The 10844-nt window shown below is 36.1% G+C and carries 2 protein-coding genes; both read right to left on the bottom strand.

Features of this window, described 5'->3' with window-relative positions; all coding sequences use genetic code 11:
- Positions 1–72 precede the first annotated feature (72 nt).
- Positions 73–3483 carry a beta strand repeat-containing protein gene (locus tag ACUN3A_RS10235; protein WP_445551196.1) on the bottom strand — a complete coding sequence of 1137 codons (3411 nt, stop codon included), beginning with the start codon at positions 3481–3483 and terminating at the stop codon, positions 73–75.
- A gap of 802 nt (positions 3484–4285) precedes the next feature.
- The gene (locus ACUN3A_RS10230) at positions 4286–10564 is read right to left on the bottom strand and encodes a hypothetical protein (protein WP_445551195.1); all 6279 of its coding nucleotides are present in this window, start codon (positions 10562–10564) and stop codon (positions 4286–4288) included.
- Positions 10565–10844 lie beyond the last annotated feature (280 nt).

The raw sequence follows: 10844 nt of genomic DNA, 5'->3' as shown, positions 1-10844 counted from the left end.
AACTGTCTAATTTTTATAAAAAAATCCCTTTCTAAAACAGAATGGGATTTAAAATATCTTATTACTTTAAGGTTATTCGTGAAAAATAATTTCTTCGCTAACCCATTTACCATCTTCCAATTGCGCCATAACAATCATAAATTGATCACTAGACACTAAATCATCAATAACGAATTCATTCTTATTTACTTTATTTTTTTCATAAAGTAAGCTTCCATTCAAATCATATACTTTTAAAGAAGACAACGTCTGGTCAAAAGAATTAATCTTTATCTGGCCATTTTTTACCGATACAATAACCCCTTTACCTTTGGTTTGAGCATCATCTGTTCTCAATGTTTTGGAAATATCGGTATAACGTAGCACAAAACGATCTGTAAAAGTTCCAATTGCCGTGGTAAACGAATAGCTTCCAATTTTTAAATTTTGAATTTTATTGGTTGTTTTATCTTCTAAATAAATTTCTTGATCACTCATACCTCCATCAACTTTATCAATTGCGATAGTAAATGTTCCTGCAATTGTCGTTTTATAACCCAATGGTACTTCATCGGCTACATTAAATGGTAAACTGCGACCTTGAATCGTATACTTCTTAGTATTAGCAATACTATAAAAATCTACAAAACTATTCCCATCGAGTGTTATACCATCATACAAATTATCAAAATCATTAGTAGCTTCGGCCATATATCCTACCAATAATTGTTTGAAAGCGCCTCCATCATTGGTTAAACTTAACCAAACTCTGTCGCTTTCAGCTGCAATTCCTTTCTTAGTAATCGCTTGTTTGAGGAATTGACTATTGTTTCCTGCGGTAGAAACTCGCATCGAATTGTTGAATGTAAAATTTCCTGACCTTTTACTAACAACAAAAAAGGATTGACCTGCAGCAATATTTTTTGTAGGAGCCGCACTTCCACTGCCTGAACCTGTACCCCCAAGTAAAGTATAAACAGCATAATCATTGGCAGCATATACATATTGATTACTTGCACCATCATAAACTCTCGGTTTGGTATGTGTCCAAAAATATAAGGCTCCGTCAATTATTGTTTTATTATAAATCATAAACAAATCGGCATCTAGTGCTGATGGATATGGATTTCCAATTAAATTACTTTTATTAACTCCCTGTGAAGCTATCGTTTTAACTCCATTGTTTGGCGTCCCTAAAAACACAACATTTTGAGGTGACGTACCTAAAGGCACTCTAACAATATATCCTTTTGCAGGAAGCATCACATCAGTTGCTTTTGCGGGAGTCCAATTATCAACAAGCCAACTCCAATATTTATCGCTAGTAGGCGATAGCTGCCCTAACGTACGACCTATTACTGGCGAACTCCAATATACATAATCATAATCATTTACAGTAGAAGTAGTACGCTTATAAGTAATACTACCTGAATTTGTTGCTAAATCATTGTCTTGAACCAAACTCGCCCCATTCTCGAAAATCAAGTTTCCTTGTACGGCCAAACCATTTTGCATTTTTAACACTTTCCCAGTAGCAACTGTAACACTTACATTTGCTTTGATTTCGCAGGAACAACCAACTAAATCATTCGTTAGTGTATAATTGTCCTCAAAAACAATATTTTTATTGCTATTGCTGGTATTCGGTTCTCCATTGTCCCATAAACCACCGATCCATTTAGTAGACAATACAGGATTGACAGTAACAGAGACAACGGCTGAAGTGCAAACTCCGTTAGAAACCTTAAAATTATAAGTAGTACCTGAGCCTGCTGCTGCTAAAGCTGAAATTGTAACAGAACCGCTTCCTCCTGTGGCATCGTAAATATCAACATTATCTTGATATAATGACCATGTACCAGATGTTGGCAAATTGTTTAATAAAACACTTCCTGTTCCTGTTAAACAATTTGGCTGAGTAGTCATATTTATTGTTGGAATTGACAATAATGGATTTACTGTAACCGTTGTTGTAGCAGCACTTGATGTACCACAACCCGTAGCCGTAACGCTTATTGTAGCTGTTCCTGAAAAACTAGCTGCCCAGGTTACCGTTCCAGTGGTCCCGGTACCTGATATTGTATTTCCTGCTCCTGTGACTGACCAAGTATAACTGTTAGCATTAGTAGCTGAAGTGGTATATGTTGTATTTGAACTACCTTGACAAATGGCACTTGCAGAAGGTGTTGGTGTACTTGGAGTTCCAACAGTTGGAGTTACAGTTACTGTAGCCATTTGAACACAACCATAACTATTTTTATAACTAATTGCACTGGTTCCTGCTGTAACTGCTGTAACAACTCCCCCATTATTTACCGTTGCTACTGTTGGGGTTGCCGAAGACCAAGGCGTAGTAGCATTCGCTGTAGCGGATCCAGTTAATGTAGTAGTTGAACCAATACAAATCGATAATATTCCTGATATTGTTGGTGTAGAACTACTAACGCGAACAAAAGCTGCCGCAGAATTTAACGATCCACAATTAGGGCTGGTTGATGTAAAAACAACACGAAACCAAGTATCTTGAGTCACCGTTTGCGAAGGCAAGATAGAACCTGTGAATGCTATAGGTGTGAAGGTTACTAAATCTGTTGTTTTTTCCCATCTGGTAATGGAATAAGACGCACTTGTTGTTGAAAAAGTGATAGGTTGTGAGGATGTATTCCCACTACACAACACCTGATTGGAAGGTGTAATACTGTTTGTAGCACTACAACCCAATGAAGTTCCTGAACAGCCAGGTCCCGCACAATCACCTCCGCTGCCAAAAACCTGGCTCGAACCCTGCGTTGTTATTGATCCTGATGTATCAAACGAACCAGTACCGGTTACGTTAGCATTTGCATTCTCAGTAGCATAATTTCCATTAACAAAAACATAACCCGATACGTTAATGGTTCCTTTTTTAACAGTAAAATCTCCATTAATGATCAAAGCCCCGTTAATAGTAACAGTACTTGAACCACTCCCTGATATTGACATCGCTCCTGTTATCAATTTAGAACCCGAATTTACAGTAATCGTCATTTGATCAATAGACACCACACCACCAATTGTTGTTGTACTATTGTTTGAAATAATTAACGTTCCTGTAGCTACACTATTTGTGAGAGTATGAGTACCATTATCAGTGACATTACCATTAAAAGTATATGTTATTCCGGAACCGATAGAAATATTGACATCTAGAATTACACTACTTCCTGAAGCAACTATAACATCATCAGCTGCGGTAGGTACTACGCCTCCTATCCATGTTGATGGTGATGACCATAGCCCTCCACTTCCAGTACTGGTAATAGTAGCCGCATTGACAAATGAAACAAAAAACAATAGGACTATTGTACTTAGAAAAGATCGACTAAAATTAATCGCTCCGGGTCCATTTTTATTTGGTAACCAAAGACAATTATCCTTCTCAATTTTAGGAAACAATATAATTTCTTTTAACTTATAAATTCGAGAAGAAATAAATACTACAAAAGTTGGTATAGTTCTTTCCATCTGATTTGGGGATTTTGGGGTAATATTTCTGTAAAAACTAGAAAAACAAAAAGAACTTTAGTTCTTTGATGGGGCTCCAAAGCAACAAATGATCTGCTTTATATTTTAATTTAATGTAGAATGTAAAACATAAACTTTTACATATTAAAATTAGGTATATATTACACATTTCTCAAAATAAGCTTATGAAATAATCAAATTCTCAGATAGGTGGTAAAAAATCAATTATTTTGTAAATTTAGCCCCACAAAAAAAAATCCATAATTTTAAATCTGATGTTTTTTATAAGCATATTAAGTGATCAATTCCCTCTTTTCAAGCAACTTATATCGATTTTAAACTAAAATTGATTAAAAAGTTAGGGGCGATCCGAGCGAAACCTACAGACGAAGTTATTTCAAAGATTTACGCAGAATAATTATTTTAATTGACAGCCCTTATTCATCGTCGGGACACAACTTATAAATTCATAAAATAGTAAAAATTGCTACAATTGAATTTATAGTCGAGAATTTCAAAAGAGATTAAGCGAGAGTTTATCGAAGAAAATAAGCAAAACAACCAGGGATGAAGGTAAATTTTTGGCGTTTTCATACCATTTGAATGTATTCAAGTCTAATTATTTGTTGTCACATCGCGCGTTGTCGAGATGAAGTAGAGGTTCTCGACTGCGCTCTAACTGACAATAAGGCCATTTTATATTTCAAAATGGTATTACCAACGTCAAACGAAATCCATATTATAAAAAAATCCCATTCTAAAAAACAGAATGGGATTCAAAATATTGTGTTATTATTAAAGGTTAATCATGAAAAATAATTTCTTCAGTGACCCATTTACCATCTTCCAATTGCACCATAACAATCATAAATTGATTACTAGATACTAAATGGTCAACAACAAATTCATTTTTATTTACTTTATTTTTTTCATAAAGTAAGCTTCCTTTCAAATCATATACTTTTACAGAAGATAACGTCTGGTCAAAAGAATTGATTTTTATCTGGCTATTTTTTACCGATACTATAACCCCTTTACCTGTAGCTTGAGCATCCTCAGTTCCTAATGCTTTAGAAGTATCTGTATAGCGCAACACAAAACGATCTGTAAAAGTTCCAATTGCCGTAGTGAACGAATAACTTCCAGTTTTTAAATTCTGAATTTTATTAGTTGTTTTATCTTCTAAATAAATGGCTTGATCAGTTAAACCGCCATCAACTTTATCAATGGCTATAGTAAATGTTCCTGCAACAGTAGTTTTGTAACCCAATGGTATTTCATCGGCTGTATTAAAAGGCAACCCACGTGCCTGAATCGTATAATTTTTAGCATTTGCAATACTGTAAAAATCTACAAAGGTATTTCCATCAAGGGTTGTACCATCATACAAGTTATCAAAATCATTAGTCGCTTCTGCCATATATCCTACCAATAATTGCTTGAAAGCCCCTCCATCATTAGTCAAATTCAACCAAACCCTGTCTCTATCACTAGCAATTCCTTTCTTAGTACTCGCTTGTTTCAGAAATTGGTTGTTCTCTCCTGCAGTAGCAATTCGCATTGAATTATTGAATGTGAAATTTCCTGACCTTTTACTAATAACAAAAAAGGATTGGCCTGCAGCAATATTTCTTAAAGCGTCAACACTCCCAGCACCTCCAAGCAAAGTATAAACAGCATAATCACTAGCAGCATATATATATTGATTATTTGGGATATCAAGACTTCTCTTTACTCTGTGTGTCCAAAAATACAAGGATCCGTTAATTATGGTTTTATTATAATTCATAAACAAATCGGCGTCTATTGCTGAAGGATATGGATTTCCTATTAAATTACTTTTATTAACGCCTTGCGAAGCGATTGTTTTAACACCATTGTTAGGTACTCCTGAAAACACAACTGATATAGGTGAAGATGTAGAAATATTTCGAAAAGGCACTCTAACAATATATCCTTTAGCAGGAAGCATCACATCTGTTGCTTTTGCTGGAGTCCAATTATCAACAAGCCAACTCCAATATTTATCGCTGGTAGGAGACAACTGACCCAACGTACGATTTACTACTGGGGAACTCCAATATACATAATCATAGTCATTTACAGCAGAAGTAGTACGCTTATAAGTAATACTACCTGAATTTGTTGCTAAATCATTTACCTGAACCAAACTAGCTTCGTTCTCGAAGGTTAAAGTTCCTGTCCCTTGAACTCTAACAACATCTGTTACTGTTAGAGTATTTGTACTATTTACAGTTAAACTACTATCTGTATTTACAGTAAGTACATTTGCATAAAATTGTTCATTTGTACCTGAAATTACAGGTTTGTTCGTTACGTTTGGTATAATTACACAGTCAGTAGCTATGGGTACTGAGCTAGGAGACCAGTTTGATGCAGTATTCCAATCAGTTGTTCCACCAAGCCATGTTTTAGTAACTATTGCATTTATGGTAATTGTTGAACTAGCTGATGAAGTACAAGTTGTATTTGTATTTGAAGTAGTGACATTATATGTCCCTGCTGCAAGTCCTGAAAATATTCCAGTAGTATTTGTTACTCCAGCTACAACAGGACTTATACCTGTGACCGTATATTCAATTCCTGTTGCTGGTGCAGGATCAGAAACAGTAATAGTTCCTGTTGAAATCAAGCAACTAGGCTGAGCTGTGGCACTAGCAGTTGGTATTGTTGGTAGTGGATTGACTATTATTGTTCTTGTACCCGTTGCGGAAATACTACCACAACCACCAGTCAAAGTAACTGTATAGGTAAGTGCTGCTCCAGCAACTGTTGGTGTTCCACTTATAATAACAACATTAGCGGCCCAAGATCCAGACACACCTGTAGGCAGATTAGCAAACGTTGCTCCAGTTGCCCCCGTTGTAGTATAAGTTATATTTGTAATTGGTGTATTGACACAAACCGCTTGAGAATCTGTACCTACAGCTGAACTTAAAACTATTGTGTTATTTGAAATTACGGTTATGGTTGCAGAACCTGTTAAAGATGCTGAACAAGTTGGCGCTGCTTGATATACCGCACTTACTAAATTATAAACAAATGGTCCCGCTGTTCCTGTTGGTGCAGCTACTGTTGCTGTAGTATTAGCACCTACATTTATTGTAGTACTTATACCTCCATTTATGTTATAAGTTACCGTTATCGCATCACTAAGAGGATTCGTAAAAGTAACATTAGGCGTAGTTCCTCCCAAACAAACTGAAGTAGTTCCACTAATTGTCGCTGAAACTGTAGGACGAACTGTTATTGTCGCAGAACCTGTTAATGGTGCTGTACAAGTTGGTGCTGCTTGATATACTGCACTTACTAAATTATAAACAAATGTTCCCGCAGTTACAGTTGGCGCAGCTATAGTTGCGGTAGTGTTAGCCCCCACATTTATTGTAGTAGCTCCTGACCCATTAATATTGTAAGTTACTGTTATGGGACTACTAAGAGGATTCGTAAAAGTAACATTAGACGTAGTTCCTCCCAAACAAACTGAAGTAGTTCCACTGATTGTCGCTGTAACTGTAGGACGAACTGTAACCGCCCAAGTATTAGTTGAATTTGAAAATGTTGTATTACAAGTACCATCTTTCGCTTGACGACGATACCATGTATTAACAGTCAATCCCGTTGGAGGATCATATGTTGCACTATTACTACTGCCTATCGTTACTGGTGTTGTAAAAGCGGCATCTGTACTGCTTTGCCATTGGTAAGTAATAGTAGTATCTCCGCCACTTGCAGCTGTTGTACTTCCAATTGCCCCCGGATCACCATTGTAACAAATAGTTTCTCCAGTCGATGCGATTGTTCCAGTAGTGAAATTAGCACGAACCGTAATTGCCCAAGTATTAGTTGAATTTGAAAATATTGTATTACAAGTACCATCTTTCGCTTGACGACGATACCATGTATTAACAGTCAATCCTGTTGGAGGATCATATGTTGCACTATTACTACTGCCTATCGTTACTGGTGTTGTAAAAGCAGCATCTGTACTGCTTTGCCATTGATAAGTAATAGTAGTATCTCCACCACTTGCAGCTGTTGTACTCCCTATTAAGCCCGGATCACCATTATAACAAATGGTTTCTCCTGTCGAGGCGATTGTTCCAGAAGTAAAAACTGGTCTTACTGTTATAGTTCCCGTAGCATCTGCTGATCCTATACAAGATCCCGTTAAAGGAATAGTATAATTAAAAGTACCCGACACTGAAGGTGTACCACTAATCGTAATTGTATTCGATGCCCAAGCAGCTGTTACTCCTGTAGGCAATCCTATCGCCGTTCCTATTCCTGTTGCATTTATTGTACTATGAGTAATTGCTGTTAAAGCTGTATTAACACATAGAGTTGGTGTAGATGAAGCAACTCCTGCTACTTTACCAATCGTTAATGCAAACGTTTTACTGGCACTCGTACATCCAGCAGCAGTTTTTACAGTAATACTCCCTGTATAGGTACCTGCTGGAACATTTGATGGAATATCTAAGGTTATTGATCCGCTTGTAGAACCAGGTAAATTTCTGTTAGCAATATTAATTAAAAAACCACTAGGCGACCAAATAATACTATATGTAGTAGGAGTACCAGTGGCTGTATAGGGTAAACTAGCAGTTTGAGCTGTACCCGTAACACAAATTGAAGTAGGGTTAGTAGGTGTTACAACTACTCCATTCGTTGGAGTAGTTGCTACATTCCTAACACCACAATTACTTGACCCACATCTATTAGTATAACGAGCATAATAATTCCCAGTAGCTGTCGGATTATAAGTTGTACCCGTACCTATAACAGTACTTCCACAAGAACCAAAAAACCATTCTACGTATGTACCAGCAATTGTAGGTGCTGGAACACTTAGAGTACTATCACTACATAAAGTAGCAATAGTTGGAGCAGTTGATGCAGGGGCAGTTATTACAGGAACAATAACAATTGTTTCATCACTAAAAATTCCTGAGGTTACTGTTCTCTTATAATAAGTAGTTGCAGTAAGCGTTCCTGGTGTATAATCTCTATTTGTAGCTCCAGATATAGGTGTATAAGTACCTCCTATAGTTCCACTTTGTGACCATACAAAACTATAACTTCCTGTACCGTTACCTCCTGTCGGATCTGAACCAGTAATGATACCTGGACTATTACCACTACAAATAGGTAGGGCATAAGTAGCAACAACACTATACGTTTTTATGGTACCATTACAATAATCTCCAAAAAAATCATTAAAAGCTCCTGAAGCGGGTATAGTTACTGTAGTATTTCCTAATAATTCCGTAGTTTTTGCACGACTAGTTGGTGCATGGCAGCCTCCAATAGTAAAATTAGGGTATATACCACCTGGCGTACCATAGCTCGCAAACTTAGTATTTATAAAAACACTTCCATCTGGAGCAGTCAGTACTAGTGGTCCTGTGTTCTCTCCAACTATCCCTCCTCCTAAATCACCTGTTGCATTGTTATAAGAAGCATAATTATTATCAATTACGGAAGCAACATTGATTCTACCCGTAATTCCTGTTGTAAAATAAGCATTAGTTTTGTTTGTTGCTGTTGTTGATGCTACTGCCCCCCAAGAAGCAGAAAGCGGTCCAGTTCCGTGTAAGTAAAGCGTTGTTGCTGCATGTGTAGTAATTGCCCCTAAATTAGCTTTAACAGGTGAAATGATAGACCAAGTATTGCTTACCGTTGCAACTGCACCCAAGGTTTTGTCTCCACTTCCTGAAAGAATAAGATTATTATAGGTTAATGCGGCGGAACCCAAATTTTGAGCACCTGTTTTATTAAACTCAACTGTACTTGTCTCAGCTGTAAAAGTACTCCCTGTACCAGTTACATCACCTCCTATTTTTAATGTACTTGAACCTCCGTTTAATGTACCGCTCCCTCTACTCCAGTCTCCAGTAAATGTATGTGTCAAACCTGTACCTAAGCTCATTATACCTCCCGAACCGTTTATTGTTAAGCTAGCACCGTTTACGTTTCCTGTTAATGTAGCTGCTCCTCCTGTAGTTTTAATCATAGAAACAGCCCCTGTAGTAGTAAAGCCTGCAATGTTTTGAGTTGCAGTTCCAGATATTGTAACACCTCCTGTTGTTCCTGTAATTGTACCAGAGCCATTATTTATAAGATCTCCATTTAAAGTTAGCAAATAAGTAGACATTGCTAAACTTGTATTATTATTTAATGTTAAAGCCGCATTTGTAGCAACAGCTCCCCCTAATGTTTTTGTACCACTGCCTGATAGAGTAAGATTACTGTAAGTTGTTGATTTTACAGTTTGGACTCCAGTAGCATTGTAATTCACTATATTACCAACTGACGTTGCATCGAGAGTAGGTGTAATAGATGTCACACCAAAATTTAAAGTACCTGTATTAATTAAAGTACCTGTCCCTGCCAAGGTAGTTGAAATCGTAAGTGTACCATTATTAGTAATATCATCACTACAGGTTAAATTAGTTATCGACAATATACCATTTAAAGTCTGAGCATTGTTAGTAAATGTATGCGCTCCTGTTCCGCTATTAAATGTACCATTATTAGTAATTCCTCCTCTAAAATTTATATCCGAATTTCCAGTATTATTCCAAGTTCCTGATGAATCTATGGTAACTGAACCTCTGTAACTTTTAGTTCCCGCTGTATTATTGTGCGTTATAGTTCCTGAAATTAAAGCAGCATTATCAACCCTAAAGTTAAAAGCTCCAACTATTAAAAAACCACCCGCCTGAACAGTAATGTTAGCAATTTGTATATTAGCTGCCACTGTTATAGTATGACCATTTTGAATGATAAAAGTATCTCCACTAGCAAGAGCAGCACCATTTGTTGGTGATCCACTTGGGCTAGTAGACCATGAACTAACTGTTGCAAAATTACCCGTAGTTACTCTAGAATAATATGTTGCAGCATTCGCAAAATTCGCAAATAACACCAATAATAAAAAAGTATAAATAAATTTTATTCTAGTAACATTTTTAAATAAAAAAGACATCAACAATAATTTTATTGTTTTTGTCAAAAATGCAGTATTCCCTTCTGAATCAAAGTAATTTTTATTCATAAAGTTGGTTAGGTATTTAATTTTAATAATTTAGGGGCTAAATCGTATCCAATGGTTTTTCTTACTATTTTAAATCAATTCGTTTTTTTTGTTAAAAATTAATTTTTACATTAAAGAAAAAAAGGCTTAAAAGCGTCTTGCTTTTTTCAAAAAAATTAATCTATTTAGGTCAAAAACAATCAAATCTATAAATATAATACTAAGCTAGAACTGTTAAATATTTTGGTAAAAATAAACAATTAAAAGGTTCTTTTGTAAGTAAGACGACACATTTACTAAT

The organism is Flavobacterium sp. WC2509 (assembly GCF_052683105.1).
Note: the sequence above shows the minus strand (reverse complement) of the source record. Positions and strands in the feature narration are given on the sequence as shown.

Coding starts and splice junctions, on each gene's coding strand:
- ACUN3A_RS10235 (WP_445551196.1), bottom strand. CDS start 3,483: ATGGAAAGAACTATACCAACTTTTGTAGTATTTATTTCTTCTCGAATT.
- ACUN3A_RS10230 (WP_445551195.1), bottom strand. CDS start 10,564: ATGAATAAAAATTACTTTGATTCAGAAGGGAATACTGCATTTTTGACA.